11 protein-coding genes are annotated in these 17,529 nt (G+C 36.2%); 4 read left to right on the forward strand and 7 right to left on the reverse strand.

The features are described from left to right. The first annotated feature begins 214 nt into the window (after positions 1 to 214). Complete coding sequence (locus tag ACKX2A_RS03395; RefSeq protein WP_415327629.1) at positions 215 to 1,150, forward strand: MBL fold metallo-hydrolase; 936 nt, start codon at positions 215 to 217, stop codon at positions 1,148 to 1,150. A gap of 102 nt (positions 1,151 to 1,252) precedes the next feature. Here the strand turns inward: ACKX2A_RS03395 and ACKX2A_RS03400 are convergent, their stop codons facing one another. Then, the gene (locus ACKX2A_RS03400; RefSeq protein ID WP_415327630.1) at positions 1,253 to 1,999 is read right to left on the reverse strand and encodes a response regulator transcription factor; all 747 of its coding nucleotides are present in this window, start codon (positions 1,997 to 1,999) and stop codon (positions 1,253 to 1,255) included. 778 nt (positions 2,000 to 2,777) lie between these two features. On the opposite strand from ACKX2A_RS03400, the gene ACKX2A_RS03405 reads away from it, so the two are divergent. Genes ACKX2A_RS03405 through ACKX2A_RS03415 form a run of 3 tightly spaced genes read left to right on the forward strand, consistent with a single transcriptional unit; the run spans position 2,778 to position 10,625 of the window. Continuing rightward, complete coding sequence (locus ACKX2A_RS03405; RefSeq protein ID WP_415327631.1) at positions 2,778 to 7,286, forward strand: GEVED domain-containing protein; 4,509 nt, start codon at positions 2,778 to 2,780, stop codon at positions 7,284 to 7,286. A 38-nt stretch (positions 7,287 to 7,324) separates the two neighbouring features. Continuing rightward, on the forward strand, positions 7,325 to 10,150 hold the full coding sequence (locus ACKX2A_RS03410; protein ID WP_415327632.1) for a T9SS type B sorting domain-containing protein: 2,826 nt from the start codon (positions 7,325 to 7,327) through the stop codon (positions 10,148 to 10,150). A 46-nt stretch (positions 10,151 to 10,196) separates the two neighbouring features. Then, positions 10,197 to 10,625 (forward strand): hypothetical protein, encoded by a 429-nt coding sequence (locus ACKX2A_RS03415; RefSeq protein WP_415327633.1) that lies wholly within the window; start codon positions 10,197 to 10,199, stop codon positions 10,623 to 10,625. 193 nt (positions 10,626 to 10,818) lie between these two features. Here ACKX2A_RS03415 and ACKX2A_RS03420 read toward each other — a convergent pair whose 3' ends face one another. The 6 genes from ACKX2A_RS03420 to ACKX2A_RS03445 all read right to left on the reverse strand — a co-directional run bounded on the left by ACKX2A_RS03420 (position 10,819) and on the right by ACKX2A_RS03445 (position 17,217). Then, positions 10,819 to 11,271 (reverse strand): hypothetical protein, encoded by a 453-nt coding sequence (locus tag ACKX2A_RS03420; protein ID WP_415327634.1) that lies wholly within the window; start codon positions 11,269 to 11,271, stop codon positions 10,819 to 10,821. A 141-nt stretch (positions 11,272 to 11,412) separates the two neighbouring features. Next, a complete protein-coding gene (locus tag ACKX2A_RS03425) occupies positions 11,413 to 11,970 on the reverse strand; it encodes a hypothetical protein (RefSeq protein WP_415327635.1) in 558 nt (185 codons plus the stop codon). A 208-nt stretch (positions 11,971 to 12,178) separates the two neighbouring features. After that, entirely contained in the window at positions 12,179 to 13,612 is a 1,434-nt protein-coding gene (locus ACKX2A_RS03430; protein WP_415327636.1) for an FGGY-family carbohydrate kinase, read from the reverse strand. Positions 13,613 to 13,621: 9 nt separating this feature from the next. Further along, positions 13,622 to 14,398, reverse strand: a complete 777-nt coding sequence (locus tag ACKX2A_RS03435) for an SDR family oxidoreductase (RefSeq protein ID WP_415327637.1) — start codon at positions 14,396 to 14,398, stop codon at positions 13,622 to 13,624. A 22-nt stretch (positions 14,399 to 14,420) separates the two neighbouring features. After that, positions 14,421 to 15,683 (reverse strand): MFS transporter, encoded by a 1,263-nt coding sequence (locus ACKX2A_RS03440; RefSeq protein WP_415327638.1) that lies wholly within the window; start codon positions 15,681 to 15,683, stop codon positions 14,421 to 14,423. A 22-nt stretch (positions 15,684 to 15,705) separates the two neighbouring features. Next, entirely contained in the window at positions 15,706 to 17,217 is a 1,512-nt protein-coding gene (locus ACKX2A_RS03445; RefSeq protein ID WP_415327639.1) for an FAD-binding oxidoreductase, read from the reverse strand. Between the last annotated feature and the right edge of the window lie 312 nt (positions 17,218 to 17,529).

The following is a 17,529-nucleotide window of genomic DNA, read 5'->3' on the forward strand; positions in this document are numbered from 1 at the left end:
GAAGTTTTTTTATTTTTTTTTGACACAAGGATTTTGTCTGTGAGAAAATTTTGTTGTGAATTGCCTTTATAAACCTTGTCATTCTATATTTTGAGATTGCTTCGTCGTTTCACTTCTCGCAATGACGGTAGACTGTATCCACAAAAAAATACCGTAAATTTGTCCTGAATTACCATGAAAATTCGGTTTTTAAATTTTAATTATAATGAAAAAGATGAAATTTTCTCTATTTGCTATTTTGTTGTCGATTGCTTCTCAGGCGCAAAATTTTGATGTAATTCCGTTGGGAATTTATGGTGGTGAAGAGGAAGATAATTTATCTGCTTACTTGGTTAGAGCGCCCAATGACAAAGCTTTTCTTTGTCTTGATGCCGGAACTGTGAACGCAGGAATCCGAAAGGCAATCGAACTGAAAAGCCTTAACGGAACTTCAGAAACGGTTTTGAAAGAACAGATTAAAGGATATTTTATTTCTCATGGTCATTTGGATCATTTGTCGGGGTTGATTATCAATTCTCCGGCGGATGCTAAGAAGGATATTTATGCAATCAATCCGGTGATTCAGATTTTGCAGAACCATTATTTTATCAATGATACTTGGATCAATTTTGCGGATCAGGGGCAAAAACCGACTTTGGGAAAGTACCATTACAATGAACTTAAAGAAGGTGTGGAAATACCTGCACAGAATACACAGTTTTATTTGAAACCTTTCGAGCTGAGTCATGTAAATCCTTATAAAAGCAGTGCAGTTCTGGTGAGGAAAGACAATCATTATTTGCTTTATTTCGGGGATACAGGAGCGGACAGAATTGAAAAATCGGATAAGCTGAATTCTATTTGGAACGACATTGCTCCATTGATTAAAAAAGGACAATTGAATACCATTATGATTGAAGTTTCTTTCCCGAACAGTCAGCCGGAAAAGTCATTATTTGGGCACTTAAAACCCAATTTATTGATTGAAGAAATGCAAAAATTAAAAGAAAAAACAGGACTGAAAAATCTTGAAAAATTAAATATTGTTGTTACGCACAGAAAACCGACGGGTAACAATCCTGAAATAATTAGAGAAGAATTATTAAGTTATAATCCATTGAAAATTAACTATATTTTTCCTGAGCAGGGAAAGAAGATCAGTTTGCCTTAATTCTGATTTACCGGCAAAATTTTTCTCACATTCTTGGTTGAATGGTATTTAAAATGACAAAAAAAATTAAAAGGGAATAAAATTTTCTTCGATATATTTATTTTAAATCAAATTATTTGAAACCACATACGATATTGCTTCTGTGATATTATTCACGCCAATTTTTTCAAAAAGTTTGCTTCTGTGGAATTTTATGGTGGTAGGTGAAACGAAAAGATGTTGGGCAATTTCTTCGATTTTTAATCCTTGAAGGTACAGCCTGATAATTTCGACTTCCCTTGATTTTAAGGTGATTTTGGATTCTTCAGACCATTTGCCAGTGGACAAATTGTATTTCCAAAAAATATCTGAACTGGTTGATGATACAGAAATATTTCCTGCTGTTTTATTAAGTGAGTACGAAACTTTGCACACAATTTTAGAGATTTTTCCTTCGTCGCATATTTCGATTGGTGTAATTTTATGATTGATTAAAATATCCGTATTATTTTCGTTTTTAATGTGAAAATCATAGCTGATCGTATGGGATTTTTTCTCCTCGTGAGTAAGGCATTCAAAAAACCTGAATCCTGCGCTATTTACCTCTTTTAAAATTTTAATATCTTCTTCTTTTGCGTATTTGCGGAAGAATTTATACCCAATTTTCTCCACCTCTTTGGACGATAACCCTGCAAACAGAAATGGATTTTGTGAAATAAACTCCATCTTTTCGGTTTTAAGATCCAAAATATAAATGCATCCGAAACTTGTTCTGCTTAAGGCTTTGAGCGCATTGTAATATTTCTCATCTGATTTTTTTTCGTGCCGCCCTTCGACTGAGCTTCGTATTGAATTTGAAAAATAACTCATATTTTTGATTTGATAGTTGTATTCTTTCAAAACTATACAAAAGTATAGTAATATTAAAATATTATTAAATTATATTTACACTCATATTAATACTTGTGTTTAATCATTAATCGACATACCACACGATTTTTAAACATATTTAGCATAACCTCATCCTTAAAATTGATTTCATTCAATTGAGAAAGATGACCACTTCTATTCCCTTTAAAACTTTACGGTTTGCGTTGCGCGATGCCGGCAGAAATATTTGCAAGACAAAAGTGAAAGTATTCTTTTAAAAAAGGAATTTTTAACAAATTACACAAGACGGTGAAAAATGTTTACTGTTATATTTAAAATTAAAAGATAATTATAGTGAATTTATTTTACACAACAGATATATTAACTACAAAACTATACCAAAGTATAGTCATATCCAAATTGTATTAAATTATTTTTACGAACCTATTAAAATTTATATTAATTATTTAAAAAATCCTATTCCAAATGAAAAAATTCCAAAACAAACCAATACACCACATCAGATTATAGTATTTTAACTATACCACCTGTTGCTACTTTATTGATATATTATCTATAATTACAGGACAAATGCCTATGTCCCTGTAATTGAATCACCACTTCCCCACTTTACTCTCAGCTATTAGATTCCTAATTGGCTTATTTTACTATAGATATAATATCAAAGCTTTAAAAATGATTTTTTTAAAGCATATTAATAAGTATTTAATATACAAATACTTATATATTTTCAAATCTATTTCTAAATATATAATATATGAGAAAATTTCTACTAATTATCACTTTATTATGGACATTTGTCACGTCTGTTTCCGGGCAGACCTGTACACCTGTACCTGTACCTTTTTTACAATCCTTCAGTACGGGAGTTTTGCCCAATTGCTGGACAAGTCAAAATCCCACTACAACCTCAACCAACGCGAATGTAAAGTGGAAATTCACCGGAGCAGCCGGATATGGAGTAACCGGAAACGGAGGAAAAACATCCGGAACTTTTGCTTGGGTAGATGCGTCTTCGCCTTACACAGGAGAGCATAATGTTGAACTTCTCAGTCCACAAATTAACTTAACAGGATTAGCCCATCCTTATGTGAAATTTGAATGGCTTAAAGATCATTTAACTGCATTAAACGGAACGGTTCCACCTTACGAACACAACCAATTAAAACTGGAAGTCAACAATGGAAGCGGTTGGGTTCAAATCTGGGCAAACAACACCAACGATCCGGAATGGAGAACAGTAGGCATTCCTTTGGCAGCAAGCTATGTGGGAACTACAATTCAATTGAAATTCACCGTGGACAAAGATGTTGCATCGAATGGATATTTCTATGATGATGTATTATTAGATGAAGTTCAGGTGATCGAAGCTCCCACTTGTTTTGAGCCTGTTGCTTTACCTGTTACCAATGTTTTACCAAATTCCGGGACGATAAACTGGGGAACACCACTTGCTCCTGCACCCGCTCCGGCAGGAGGTTACGAATATTATTACAATACCACCAATATTCCGCCTGTAGCAACAACAAACGGAACAATTATTCCAGGTATGACCGCCAATTTAAGCCCATTAGCTCCGGGAACAACCTATTATTGGTGGGTAAGATCGGTCTGTTCGGCAGGTGACAAATCTTTATGGGTTGCGGGAGCGCCTTTTACACCGGGACAAATCGGTGGAGGAACGGCAACTCATGCATTTTTACCGATTTATTCTTGTTCAGGATTTAATTATTCTCAGCAAATTTATACAGCAGCAGAAGTTTCAGGAGCGGTTGGAAATAATAACTTAATTACTTCTCTTAAATTCTTTGTATCGACAACAACTGCGACACAAGCCAATTACAATCAATGGGTTGTGTACATGGGAAATACGTCTCAGCTTGATTTTGCGACGACAACAAGCTGGGTTCCTTCTACATCTTTAACGCAGGTTTATTCGGGAACATTGCCTGCAATGACAGCCGGAACTTGGGTTGAAATTCCTTTAACAACACCTTATTTATGGGATGGAACGAGCAATCTTGTGATTGGAGTGGATGAAAATTCAACAGGAACATCATGTACAGCCAACTGGGGAAGTTATACAGCGGGAACCAACCGAGGAATGCTGTATTACAACACAACAACCAATCCCGATCCTGCGAATCCGCCAACCGGAATAAGCAGATATTCTGTATTGCCGAGAATTCAGCTTACAGGAACGGTTTTAGTCGCTTGTACAAATGTTCCACCATCGAATATTGTTGTTAATAATATTACTCCGACAACAGCCAATGTTTCATGGACAGCCACAGCCAATGCAACATATGTCATCAGATACAGATCTTTACCCGGTGGAACTTGGCAGACTGTTACAACGAGTACACCTTTAATAAATAATATAACTTTAACAGGACTTACGGAAAGCACTCAATATGAGGTTCAGGTTGCTACAATTTGCGGAACGCAGGGAGTTTTTTCAAGTACATTAAATTTTACTACTCCGGCTTTAACGTATTGTAATGTTGCTCCACCTACGGTTACAAATGGCTACATCAGCAATGTAACGATGATTGGAACGAATGTACCTTTAACGAGTAATGATTCCGGACCGACTACGTATACAGATTATTCTTTAGATGCAACAAAAACGATTACATTATTAAGAAATACAACGAATAATACCCTATCTGTAGGAAGATCTATCGCAACAGGAACGTATACAACAAACGCCTGGATTGATTTTAACGGAGATGGAATTTTTGATAATAATCCTTCTACAATAGCTGGTGGAGAGAGAATCATGAATTTAGGTTTTACAAGCACAACTCCTGTTACGGCTAATTTTGATGTTCCTGCCAACGCATATCTTGGAAATAGTAAGGTTAAAATGCGTGTGATTGTTTCTTCAACAACTCCCGCGAGTGCTTGTACAGCATTAACGGGAAATGGCGAAGTTGAAGATTATTATATTAAATTTATTGATCTACAACCTTGTACTACGGCTGCTCCAACGCCAATTGCCGTGAATAACATCAATCACAATTCGGCTTATGTTTCTTGGTTACCTGCTTCAGGTGCAACCTACGTTATCAGATGGAGACAGGGAACAACAGGAGCTTGGCTGCCAACTGCGGCTGGTCTTACCCTTCCTGCCGGACAAAGTTATCATACGATTACCGGATTGACTGAGCAAACAGCTTATCAGGTTCAGGTAGCGACAATTTGTGGCGGAACGCAGGGCGCATTTTCGGCAAATGTAAACTTTACAACAACTCCTTTGACGTATTGTACAATGATCGGAACAGGAACAGATGATTATATTTCCAATGTAAAAGTTACCCCAGTAAATTTTCCTGTGATGGATAATACATCGGTTCAGAATAACTATACCAATTATACGACACCGGCAACATTAATTAATTTAGAAATAGGATCAGTAGGGAATCAATTGTCTGTTTCTAAAGGTTGGGCTGGATCAACTTATTCTGAAGCAGTTTATGCCTGGATCGACTGGAACAGAGACGGTGTTTTCTCAGATGCAGAAAGAATTATGACTTCTGCAGCGAGTACAACAAGTCCTGTTACGGCTACTTTTAACGTTCCAACGACAGGAATTTATACAGGTAATTTAACGACAACCATGAGAGTAGTTTTGAAACGTACAAGTGCACCTGTATTGTGCGTAAATCCTGCAAACGGAGAAGTTGAAGATTATGCAGTAAGATTAAGACCTTGTAATAATGCAACACCAGGAAATCCTACGTTTTCATTAATTACACATAATTCGGTTTCAATAAACTGGACAACTGTGGCAAATAATAATGCATTTGTTTTAGAATACAGACCTGTAACGACTCCTGCTTCTGCTTGGGTTTCTTTAAATTATTCAGCAATTGCAGGAAATCCGCCTGTAGTATTGAATGGTTTAACACCTGCAACAACCTATGAAGTAAGGGTGGCAGCCGTTTGTGGAAGTTCGGGAATCGGTATTTTCACGCCAATTCAAACATTTACAACGAGATGCGATCCTACTCCGCCGGCTGTTACGATCAGTAATATTACTTCAAACTCGGCATTGGTGACTTGGAACCCGATTGTTCCTAGTGCGAATTATGTATTAAGATGGAGAGAAGTGGGAACAATTCCGTGGAATCAGCCAACTGTTCCTCAACCACCGGCGAATTCTTATACAATTCAGAATTTAGATTCATTTAAAACATATGAAGTTCAGGTAGCAAATATTTGCGTGGGAGAAACAACTCCGAATACGTGGTCGAATCCACAAGTATTTACTACAATCCGGGTGTGTGAAATTGCTCCTCCGGGATTAACGATTACCCACTTAACTCCGACAACGGCAGAAGTTGTCTGGGATGCTTTTGCGGGTGCAACTTATATTTTAAGATACAGAAAAGTGGGAATTCCGAGCTGGACAACGGTTGCTGTGAATACAAACACTTATACAATAACAGGTCTATTGGAATTAAATCAATACGAAATGCAGGTAGCGAATGTTTGTAACGGAACGCCGGGCAATTTTACAAATCTTTATTATTTCACGACACCTACGATTGTGTATTGTCAGATGTCATCGGCTAATTCTGCGACAGAATTTATTTCGAAAGTTCATGCAAAACCTACTGAAAAGCCGGAAATGATTAATGTTTCACCAGCTACAAATTATTCTGATTATACAGGAGATTCAACAAAATTTATTGAATTGATTCAAGGATCAACAGGAAATCAGATTACGATTGAGAAAAAAGCAGGTTCATCTACAAAAACAGGTGTTGCCATCTGGATTGATTTCAATAGAAATGGTGAGTTTGATATAGATGAAAGAATTTTGGCAGACGGGCCAAACACCAATACAGAAGCCCATGCGACATTTAGTGTTCCGGCGAGCGCGTATGTAAGTTTAACAGATTTCCAATATGTCGTGATGAGAGTTGCAATGCAAAAAGACGGAATTCCGACAAATTGCACCAACTTCACAGATGGCGAGGTTGAAGATTATACCGTAAGAATTTCTAAACAGAAAGTTCCAAACTCTATCAATCAAACAGATATTTTGATTTATCCTAATCCTGTAAAAACAACTTTGTTTGTAAAAAACATCAGTGCTAAAGGAAATTACAAAATCTACAGCGCAGAAGGAAGATTGGTAACATCAGGAATTATCCTTAATAATTCAATCAACGTAAGCAACCTCATCAATGGAGTTTATATGATTGAAATTGAGGATGTAAAAGGAACTGTAACAAAAAAATTCATCAAAGAATAAAGATATTCAGTATGAATTTAACTTTAATTTAATTATTCATGAAAAAAATATTATTCAGGATCTTATTATTTTGCCTTACTATCAATTTTCTCTTTGCACAAAGAGATACAGAGCATTGGGTTGCACCGTATTATGCATCCACAGCTTATACACAAGCATTATATTTATCAACAGATTCTACAACACCTTTTACCGTGACCATCAATAGCAACAATGTTGCTATTGGTACAGTTACGATCAGTAATGGTGCACCCCAAATTTTCACCATTCCGGTTAATAATATTGCGGCAAATGTAACGGCGGATGCTTTTAATGTTATCAATAAAGGATTATACATTAAAGGAGAAAAACCTTTTTACTGCAGCTTGAGAATGGTAAGTAGTACCACTCACGCAGAAATTATTACCAGTAAAGGAAAAGCCGGAATTGGTAAAGAATTTTATGTTGCAGGAACGCCTTCTACTTCAACACTTTCAGGGTATAATTTTACCGCCGGAGTTTTGGCAACGGAAGACAACACAACCGTTACCGCAACATGGAATGGTAATGTGACTTTTATTAATGGTCCGACAGGAATTAATACACATACATTTACTTTAAATAAAGGACAGTCATTTATTTTTGCAGGTCTTCCGGGAACCGGAGGACTGAATCTTTCTTCTTTTATCGGAGCTAAAATTGTTTCTGATAAACCGATTACCTTAACCAATGGAAATGTAAACGGGAATTTCGGAGCCAGTACCGCAGCCGGATCTGATGCGATTATGGATCAATCTGTACCGACGGAAAGACTCGGAAATACCTTTGCCATGGTGAGAAGCAGATCGACAACAACCGATCTGGAAGGAGGTATCGTCGTTGCCACAGAGGATAATACGCAAATCTTCATCAACGGTTCTACAACTCCAATTGCGACAATTGACAGAGGAGAATATTACAGAATTATGGGAAGTAACTACGTTCAGCAGGGAACTTCGGGGCATTACAATATGTTTATTTCAACCTCAAAAAATGTTTATCTGTATCAATTGGTTTCTGTGAATGACAGCAGTGCTACGTGTGGATTTAATTATATTCCTCCATTAAACTGTTTCTTACCAAGAAAAATCAATGAAATCGGAAAAATCAACGAAATGCCGACAGGAACAGGAGGAGCAAGTGTAGTTCCGACCAACACTATTGTAAAATTAAATATTTTAACAGAAGCCGGAGCCAACGTTCTGGTTAATGGTGCCCCATTACCAGCCACTCAGGGTCCATTTCCTTTAACGGGAAATACCAATTGGGTTACCTACTCCGTCCCTTCCATCACCGGAAATGTTTCAATTGTTTCTGATAAAGCGGTAACTGCAGGAATTAACGGAGGTTACAGCACGTCAGGATACGGAGGTTATTTTGCTGGATTCTCTTCTATTCCTTTAATTGCCAAACAAACAGGAGAATGTATTCCGGGAATTGTCTTGGAAGTTGATGATAGCTACGACACCTATCAATGGTATTTAAATGGAAATCCAATTGCAGGAGCTACTGCAAATTCTTATACCCCTATTGCTTCAGGAAATTATACGGTGAGAATTACGGTCGGATCTTGCGTTCCGGCAGTTACTCCGATTTATAAAGTTTTTACCTGCCTTCAAAAATCTACAAAGGCTCTTACCGTTTGCGAAGGTTACAAAGCTATTATTCCTGAATTTACCAATTCTAGTCAGACTTACGTTCCAAGTACAGTTACCATTGTTACACCTCCAGCAAATGGATCTGTAATTATCGATCCCAACGGTGTTATAGGATATACTCCAAACTTTGGATTTACAGGAACTGACACGATTGTTTATAAATTTTGCGGAAATGATCCTGAATTTATCGATTGTGAAGAGGTAACTCTAACATTGACCGTTTCTGAAAGTCCGACGGTAACCAATGCATCATTAAGAACATGTTTCATTCCATCAAACCCATCGACAGGATTATTTGATTTAACATTGGCTCCGGTAACAGGAACAGGAGGAGTTATCAAACAATATTATCCGTCACCAACCGATGCAGAAAACGGAACTAATGAAATTACCAACTTCTCAAATTATATTGCACCCAACGGATTTGTTTATATCAAAGTAAGCAACGCAAATGGTTGTTACAGAATTGCGGAAGTTACATTGACGGTTTTTCCTCCTACTTACTCCGATGTTTTAGAAGACAAAATTATTTGTATGGAAGATACAACAACTTTGGATGCAGGTGCAGATTTTACATCTTACAAATGGAGTACCGGAGAAACAACTCAATCCATCAATAATGTTTCGGTGGGTTCGTATTGGGTAGATTTAAAAACAGGAGACTGTATTACCAGACAAAATGTAAAAGTTTACGCTTCGGAGCAGCCAGTCATTTCAAATATTGATATTTCAAACAATAAAATAACAGTGAGTGTTGTTGGCGGAAAATCGCCTTATCAATATTCAATCGATAATATTAACTGGCAGGATTCGAATGTTTTCGAAAATGTTCCGAGAGGAAACAGCACCATTTATGTGAAAGATTCTTACGATTGTAATCCAAATGATGTTGAAATCACCGTTCCGAATTTAATTAATGTTATTACTCCAAATGAAGATGGAGTGAACGATATTCTCGATTATTCTGCACTGGCTCATAAACCGAATTTTGTATTCAACATTTACGATAGATACGGAACGAAAATGCATGAAGGAAACAAAATAAACGGTTACAAATGGGACGGAACAATTGGTGGCAAAAAAGTTTCTACGGGCAGCTATTGGTTCGACATCAGCTGGAATGAACCCAACAGCAAAAAAACACCGATAAAATATTCCGGTTGGATCTTAGTCAAAAACAGAGATTAATAAAATTCAATTAAGATTCAAAAACAATAAAATATTTAAATCTATTATGAAAAAAGCGTTATATATATTTTTAATTTTTATTTCTGGAATGTTATCTGCGCAAACAGCTTATTCAAAACTGATTATTTGCAATGATGCCGTTGGAATGATGAGAATATTTGATCAACATCAAATTGAAAAGTCCAATATTTTCAAGTCTAAATCAAACTTACCTTCCAATCTAAAGAAATTCGATTTTCTGGCAGATAACGGTTTAACAGAAATCAAATTAAAGAAAAATGCAGCAAGTCCCGATATGATGCCTCTTGAAATGCTGAACGAACAATACGGGTTGCCTAAAAATACCATTGTTTTTATTGACGGATACAAGTTTGATGATCCCAAAATCAATATTTACAGCGAAATAATTGCCGATGGAAAGATTGTGGAACACAATAGTCAAAAATCATTACACATCTCTACAACGGGCAATTAAAACCTTCTCAATTTAATATTAATCATTAAGGGCAGATCTTCGGATTTGCCCTTTTTGTTCTTAATGTAAAGGCACTCCTTGGAATTTGCTGATCTTAAATCAATAGAAATTCTGGTGTTATTATTCCATTTCAACCCGATATAAAATTGCCAATGAGAGTTTTTTGATTGAATTTCAGATCAATACATTTAAACTAAAAATAGTATCCAAAGTTACATTGTAAACGCCCATGCCATTGCCCATCGTAAGTATTGTATAAACTGTTTTGCGCACCACCCAAATAAGGATGATTGTATCCCGCAACATACTCCATATAAATATAAAGACTGTTGAAAGACCTGAACAAAATGCCATTTGTCAACATTTTTGAAGGTTTAAGATCGTTTTTCTTTTGCAAATGTCCATATTCGCTGTAAAACATGATTTCATTAAGAATTTTATGTTTAAAAGGAATACTGTATTTCGCCGCAACAGATAACACTTTACCTTTAGAAGCAACCTGATATGTATAGTTGAAAGCACCAACATCTACAAAATCAGGATTTTCCGTTTTGGAATTGAACTGATATTTATAAGCTTCAGCCTTTAATCCGAAACCTTTATATTCTAAATTATAATGTATGGCAAATGCATTTCGGTCACCCATTCTATTTTCAGCAAAATTATATAGCTGCCCTACTTTTGCAGAAGCTCCAATTTTGTGTTGTGCAGATTCTGTTTTAATTTTATATAAAATCTGTCCCGATAACTGATTGATTTCCTTATTATTTCCTAAAACACTCGCCGACTATTGATTGTCTCGTAAGTCGGGATCATTGCTAAATGTTTCCATCGCGTTTTTCATAAAAGCAAGCTGCCAATCCCATTTTGAACCTTTGTGGTGGTATTTTACACCTAAGCTATATTTTCCTTCGAATCCTAAGCCATACCCGATTCCCAAAAACCAGCTGTACGAATTATACTGCAAATTTCCGAAAGGATCTTCCACCAAACCAACCTGAAGATCGTCGCCGTTATCAAAATCATATCCTACCCAACCTTCTCTCAGCATTGCTCCGCCATAAGATGCCGCCATGAATCTCATATCCGCATACATCTTGAATTTTTTGTAAGAACCATTCATTGTGATTCCAAAAAGATCGTATGCAAATTCACCTCCCTCTCTTTTATTTTTTTCATTATAAAATTCATTTTTGTAATGAATTCTGAGCGCTCCGCCAAAACTTATTTTCGGTTTTTCCGTATCTTCAACTACTACAGAATCCGACGGAATATTTTGAGCAGAGAAAAAGCCACTTAATGGAATAAATAGTAAATAGAATGTTTTGTTTAAACGAGATATCATATGTGTAAAAATTATAAATAAACCGTATTGACCTAGAAAATGATCAACAAAATGAAAATTCGAAAGTGTGTGTGGAATTCAGTAAAGAAGGTAAAGCCTAAAGTAAACCGTGTTTTTTTTCCATCCATCTTACAGAAGACAAGCAACCGAAATGGCGCTTATCTATTCTGTAAAATGTATTTGAATGTGTTTTTTTAAAAAAAATAAATTAATCTTGCAGACTGTGTATCTGCTTCAATGTATCTTCCAACAATTCAGGAAGCTTATGGTAAACTTTATTATTGATGTTTTTATATTTTTCATGCGCTTCAGCATTAGGTATAAATTCATCTTTTTCCGTAACCATATTCTTCACGGCAGTTTCAAAATCAGGATAACAATCTGTTGCAATTGCGGCACAAATTGCTGCCCCGAGAGCTGCAGAACCATTCATTTCGTTACGGACAACAGTAGTTCCGGTAATGTCTGCAAATATCTGCATAAACAAATCGCTGTTTGAACCACCTCCGGAAATGATGATCTTTTCAGGAGCATTTCCTAAAGTTTTAATCATCGCCTGATAATGATTGTTAAGCGTAAGAGCAATACCTTCCATGATTGCACGATAAATATGCCCCCTTCCCTGTCGACCGTCGAAACCGATCATCACGCCTTTTCTGTACGCCTGATAAGCCGGAGCCAACCAATCCGGAATAATCATTAATCCATCCGAACCGACCGAAACATTTCTAGCTTCTTCTTCTAAAATCTGCTCTGCGGAAACGCCTTTTTCTTTGGCTTTTTCATTCAGTTCATTTCCGACAAGATCTCTGAACCAAGAAATCAGCCACATTCCTCTTCTTACACCGCCACTTTCAAATAAATAACGATTCGGGATGCATGATAAATTGGTAAAATAATCATCATGTGGAGGTCTGTTTTCGCTTCCTGTAACCATCGAAGTGATGTACGTTCCCAATGAAAACAATCCTCTGGAAGAATCTATTAGCCCCGCTCCTAAAGCTTCAACCGCCTTATCATTGGCAGTCGCAACAACAGGAAGTCCTTCTGGCAAACCTGTTTCTTCCGAAGCTTTTTTACTTACTTTTCCTAAAATGGTTCCCGGCATTTGTAATTCCAGAAGTTTTTCTTTCGGAATTTTAAATCCATCAAAATGCTCTTTATTTTCAGACCAGTTCCATGTATCCATATCTACCGGAAACTGCCATTGGAAAGCATTTGCAGCAGTATCTTTCAACTCACCTGTAAGACGATGCGTAATGTAGCCTGTTGTAGGACAAGTATACGCGATGTCTTCATTGTCTTCGAAAGGCTCATAGGCTCTTACGTCCATCCAACTCATCACCGGAGCAGCCAGATTTCCATCTTTTTTCATGAAAACCCTGCAACAACGGATCGTGCAAAGTCCGATTCCTTTTATTAAATTTAAATCACCTTTAAAAGTCTGCATTAAACGATTTAAAGCAATTTTAATACTTTCCCAAAGATCGTCATCAGGATGCTCCACATATCCTTTCTGGCGGAACATCATTGGCTGTAACGTCTCTGTAGCAGAATGTATAATCTGCCCTTTCTGATTGATAATGTATACCTTTGTGCTTTGTGAGCCGTTATCAATGGATATAAAATATTGTTCGCTCATGCTCATCGATTATCTTGTTAGGAAACCTCCGTCAACTGTCAGAATATGACCATTCACAAACTGCGATGCATTACTTGCTAAGAATACTGTTGAACCCATCAAATCATGAACATCTCCCCAACGTCCTTCCGGCGTGTGGTCTACAATCCATTTATTTCTTTCTGGATTTTCAATAGAAGCCTGAGCAACTTTCGTTTTAAAATAACCCGGAGCAATTCCGTTTACCTGAATATTATATTGAGCTAATTCGTCGCAATAAGCCTTCGTTAAACCTGCAATTCCGTGCTTTGTTGCGGCATAAGCAGGAGACCATTGTCCACCCATGAATGAGAATAATGAACAAATATTGATTATTTTCCCGCTTTTTTGAGGAATCATAAATTTAGTTACCTCGGCTGTCATTTCAAAAGCAGCGGTAAGATTGATGCTTACCATCGGATCCCACTCTTTTCTTCCAAAATTTAGTACATCCGCAATTAAACAAATTCCTGCACAGTTTACCAAAATATCAACAGAGCCTAATTGCTCAACACATGTTTCAACAATTTTCTTGGGCATTCCATCTTTTGTAATATCGGCTTCCATGTAAACAGCTTTTACGCCTTCTTTTTCCACCAATGCATTAAATTCTGCATCGTCTGCCATAATGCTTGGCATGAAAACATTTGCCCCAGCTTTTGCCAATGCTAAAGAAAAAGCCTGACCTAAACCTGTATTTCCTCCTGTTATAATTGCATTTTTCCCTTTTAGAGAAAAATATTCCATATTAAAATCTGTAATATTCATATTGTATTTTTGTTTTTTTAAATTAATTTTTCTGAGTCTGTCTTTTAAATATCGCAACAAGGATAATTGCGGTAACACCCAATGTTGCTGTAATGATAAAATAAGAATTGTACCCTTGTTCCGGACCTGATTGTTTAAAGATTTCCGTACTGAAATAAGGAATTAAAATATCCGGAAGATATCCCAACAGCGAAATAAATCCAACTGCTGTTCCCATAATTTTGTTATCGATCCTGCTGTCTCCCAACAATGACCAGTACGTTCCTCTGATGGCATACACGAATGTTCCTCCAGCAATAATTAAGGTATAAAATAATGTATCATTTTCCTGACTTCCGGGAAGGAAAGAAATTCCCAGCAAACAAATAACAGCACCACACAAAGCTCCAATTAATGTTTGAATTTTGCCGAGTTTATCAGCCAAAAAACCTCCTAAAATTCCGCCGACAGGTCGCATCCATAATACCACAACCATAATGCTGTTTACTGTAACCGGACTTATTTTAAGATTTTTTTCCATAAATCCACCAAAATAATAAACAACCCAAGTCACGGCATAAGAGCAAAAGATAATCGCTCCCATAAGATACACAAACTTGTTTTTTACAACAAGACCTACATCTTTAAAATCGAAACCTTTTTCTTTATTTTCTTGTTTATGATTAATTATTTTTTGTTCTGTTTTCTTTGATTTCGAATCATTTTCAACAAATAAAGCAATCAAAATTCCGACAACCAAAAGCACCCCCGAATACATGTAAATTACATATTGAATGGCTTCTTTTTTATCTTCAATAGATGTACCTTTTTCTAAAATTGTAGAAAAAATTACCAAAGCAATGCTGGCAAGAGTAGCCTCCATTACGCCACGTCCACCATCCAAAAATCCAAAGAAACGACCTTCTTCTTCCGGTGTCGAGAGGAGTTTTACCATCTTCATGTGAGCGCCCCAAAATGTAAAAACGGCAAAGATTCCCCAAAGACAAAATATCGTTACAACAGACGCGTAATTCGGGATCTGTGCAAACCAAAATCCACCCGCCGACGTTCCCAGAAGGGAAAGTACAAGCAAATATTTAGCGGAAAATTTATCGCTTAATATTCCACTTGGGAAATACCCCAAAATGTATACAAATCCTAATACGGTGTAAATAATATTTAGGTCATCCAAACCTATATTAAAAACAGATAAAATTGTTTCCTGATAATTGGTTCTCAGATAAATCATTGGGTAAATAGCTCCCGCAGCCAGAACTATAAGGAAGAACTGAATGTATCGTTTCATGCGTCCGATTTAAAGATTACTATTATTTTTGATATTTCTCTCCTTCAGCTTGAGGAAAAATGGTTCCGAAATTCATAATTCCGTTTGGATCGAATGCTGTTTTCAGCTTTTCCAGCATATAGTATGCGCTTCCGTGTTCTTCTTTAGTCCATTCGTTTCTGTACTTTCCTATACCATGATGGTGGCACATAGAACCTCCTAGTTTTAAAGTTTCTTCAACGATAATCGTCTGAATCGGGTGATGGTAAAGTCTCATTTCATCTTCAGGCTCGCAGTTGATGTTGTAATTGTAAACAAAATACATATTGGTACCGTTGATGTAGCTGTGAGAAGAGTGCCCTCCAAGCATCGTAAGATCCTGACTTCTTGGGAATTCTTTTCTGATTCTGTTGATTACATTATAATAAATATCAGTAACATTTTCCCAATCTGCAGAAATTTCTGTTGTAAATCCGTCGTGAGAATTTTTAGTCACCATATCTTGTATTTCATCATCAATTCTTTGCTGAGTCCAGTTAAGATGATTGAACCAGTTTTCGATTAACGCATCATCTACTTTTTCTACAATTCCTGTTTCAAATTTAGATACGGCTTCTTCTATTCCTGCGCAGGTTGCTTTTACCATATGCTCATTTCCTTCTGCCATGTAGATTAGTACACATTTATTTTTGTAAAAATGACTAAAATGTTGTGCAGCATCTTCTTCAGAATAAACACGAGCGACCGAAGGTCTGTATCCGTTTGCCATCACTTCTCTTAGAATCTTAATTCCGGTATCTACATCTTCTATTAAATATCCGAAGAAACGATTGTTTTCAGGGAAAAACTTGAATAATTTCACTGTAACTTCCGTGATGTAGCATAAAGTTCCTTCATTTCCGATCGCAATATGTCTGATATCTGGACCTCCCGCTCTTCTCGGTACATTTTTAATCCTCGAAACATGACCGTCTGGAAATACACATTCCAATCCTACAACCATATCTTCAATCGCTCCGTACAACGTAGAAAATTGCCCAATACTTCTTGTAGAAACCAAACCTCCCATTTGCGCAACCGGCTTAGACTGAGGAGAATGACCTGTAGTAAAACCATGTTTTCTTACCTCATCTTCAAGCTCCTGCAAAGTAACTCCCGATTGTGCAGTTACCTGTAAATTGTAAGGATCAACTTTAATGATTTTGTTAAAGTTTTTTCCATCAACAACCAAAGTCTGCTCTTTCCAGTTTTCAAGTCCCCCTTCTGTAGCTGTTCTTCCACTTCGAGGAATGATATTGATTCCACAAGCATTACTATATCTTAAAATTTCAGAAACTTCATCTGCTAATTTCGGATAAACAATCGCGATTGGCTGAGGAACATCAAGCACTTTTTTTGCTTTAGCATATTTTTTATAACGATCCGCTGAAGCTTCATAAAGATCATCCGGATTGATATTGATCTGATCTTCTTGTAGAAGCCTATGTAAATCGTTTAAAATTTCAAAATTTTCCTTAGCGTTGATTCCGCTTTTCTGTTGTACGTTCTTCATCATTAACTATATTAATTTATACTATATCAGATTATTATAATATACAAGAGTAATATCTTTCACTTCCGTGATGTAACAAACTTATATAAAATTTTCTTTTAATAAAAATAATTTTCCATTTAATTTAAAAATTAGACTAAATTTGGAAAATAATTTATAATAACAATCCAAATACTGAATAAAAAAAATATTTTTAAGCATAATTGATTAAAATTTTAAACACTTAAAATCTGTTAAAATCAAAAAAATATAAGTTTAAAACAAAAATCAATTAACAAAAAACACCTTTAAGCACGGATAAAAAGATAATTTTCT

This window comes from Chryseobacterium sp. MMS23-Vi53, from assembly GCF_047651245.1.
Lineage (GTDB): Bacteria > Bacteroidota > Bacteroidia > Flavobacteriales > Weeksellaceae > Chryseobacterium.

What these genes read in the sequence shown, in the direction of transcription:
- ACKX2A_RS03400 (WP_415327630.1), bottom strand. Translation starts at nt 1,999, where the DNA reads ATGAGTTATTTTTCAAATTCAATACGAAGCTCAGTCGAAGGGCGGCAC.
- ACKX2A_RS03425 (WP_415327635.1), bottom strand. Translation starts at nt 11,970, where the DNA reads ATGATATCTCGTTTAAACAAAACATTCTATTTACTATTTATTCCATTA.
- ACKX2A_RS03435 (WP_415327637.1), bottom strand. Translation starts at nt 14,398, where the DNA reads ATGAATATTACAGATTTTAATATGGAATATTTTTCTCTAAAAGGGAAA.
- ACKX2A_RS03420 (WP_415327634.1), bottom strand. Translation starts at nt 11,271, where the DNA reads ATGGGTGACCGAAATGCATTTGCCATACATTATAATTTAGAATATAAA.
- ACKX2A_RS03395 (WP_415327629.1), top strand. Translation starts at nt 215, where the DNA reads ATGAAATTTTCTCTATTTGCTATTTTGTTGTCGATTGCTTCTCAGGCG.
- ACKX2A_RS03430 (WP_415327636.1), bottom strand. Translation starts at nt 13,612, where the DNA reads ATGAGCGAACAATATTTTATATCCATTGATAACGGCTCACAAAGCACA.
- ACKX2A_RS03445 (WP_415327639.1), bottom strand. Translation starts at nt 17,217, where the DNA reads ATGATGAAGAACGTACAACAGAAAAGCGGAATCAACGCTAAGGAAAAT.
- ACKX2A_RS03405 (WP_415327631.1), top strand. Translation starts at nt 2,778, where the DNA reads ATGAGAAAATTTCTACTAATTATCACTTTATTATGGACATTTGTCACG.
- ACKX2A_RS03410 (WP_415327632.1), top strand. Translation starts at nt 7,325, where the DNA reads ATGAAAAAAATATTATTCAGGATCTTATTATTTTGCCTTACTATCAAT.
- ACKX2A_RS03415 (WP_415327633.1), top strand. Translation starts at nt 10,197, where the DNA reads ATGAAAAAAGCGTTATATATATTTTTAATTTTTATTTCTGGAATGTTA.
- ACKX2A_RS03440 (WP_415327638.1), bottom strand. Translation starts at nt 15,683, where the DNA reads ATGAAACGATACATTCAGTTCTTCCTTATAGTTCTGGCTGCGGGAGCT.